Here is a 1,031-nt window from a genome sequence, read left to right on the forward strand (position 1 = left end):
CGAGCTGAACGAGCCGTTCGGGCTGGACCGGTTCACCACCGGCGCGCTGATCGACGAGCACGGCGCCGCGGCGGTGGCTCACTGATGCTGCTGATCAGTTGCCCCTGGTGCGGGCCCCGCGAGGAGACCGAGTTCGGCTACGGCGGCCAGGCGCACGTCGCCTACCCCGCGAACCAGGACGAGATCAGTGACGCGGAATGGGCTCAGTACCTGTTCTTCCGGGACAACCCCAAGGGCTTGTTCGCCGAGCGCTGGGTGCACTCGGCCGGATGCCGACGCTGGTTCAACGCCGTACGGGACACCGTGAGCAACGAGTTCCTCCGCATCTACAAGCCGGGAGAAACGCCGTGACCCGCCTGCCGCCCCGCGCTCCGGTGGACCTCCGCCCCCCGCTCAGCTTCAGCGTGAACGGCGTCGAATACCCCGCCGTAGAAGGCGACACCGTGGCCTCCGCACTGGTGGCCGCCGATGTCCTCAAGGTAGGTCCGTCGATCTACCGAGGTCGGGCCCGAGGGTTGCTGACCGCCGATCTGACCGAGCCCAACGCCCTGATCCAGGCGGACGGGGGCGAGGTGCTCCCGGCCACCGTCGTCGAGGTGACGGAGGGCATGAAGGTCCGCACGCTCAGCGGAATCGGGCGGCTGGAAACGGAACCCGACAGCGCCTTCCACGACAAGAAGTTCGTGCACACCGATGTCCTCGTGGTCGGGGGCGGACCGGCCGGGATGGCCGCCGCCCTGACCGCATCGGCCGGGGGCGCCCGGGTGTTGCTGGTGGACGATCAGCCCACCTTGGGCGGCAGTCTCAGCATCCTCGACGAATGGACCGTCGACCTGATCGATGCCTTTGCCGAACGCCCGGAACTGACTGTGCTCTCCCATTCCTCGGTGTTCGGTTATTACGATCAGAACTACCTTTTGGTGCTGGAACGCCTGCCGCGCGGCGGACGGGTGTGGCATGTCCGGGCCCAGCAGGTCGTGCTGGCCACCGGCGCCCGGCAGCGTCCTCTGGTGTTCGAGAACAACGACCGT

The 1,031-nt window shown here is 67.9% G+C and carries 2 protein-coding genes; both read left to right on the forward strand.

From position 1 onward, the window contains the following. The first annotated feature begins 84 nt into the window (after positions 1–84). On the forward strand, positions 85–351 hold the full coding sequence (locus ACIBQZ_RS43400) for a sarcosine oxidase subunit delta (RefSeq protein ID WP_396094806.1): 267 nt from the start codon (positions 85–87) through the stop codon (positions 349–351). Beyond that, the coding region (locus ACIBQZ_RS43405) for a (2Fe-2S)-binding protein (RefSeq protein WP_396094807.1) at positions 348–1,031 on the forward strand (684 nt) is incomplete at its 3' end. The genes ACIBQZ_RS43400 and ACIBQZ_RS43405, both read left to right, overlap by 4 nt.

It is taken from the genome of Actinoplanes sp. NPDC049599 (assembly GCF_044465625.1).
Classification (GTDB): Bacteria; Actinomycetota; Actinomycetes; order Mycobacteriales; family Micromonosporaceae; genus Actinoplanes.

What these genes read in the sequence shown, in the direction of transcription:
- ACIBQZ_RS43400 (WP_396094806.1), top strand. Translation starts at nt 85, where the DNA reads ATGCTGCTGATCAGTTGCCCCTGGTGCGGGCCCCGCGAGGAGACCGAG.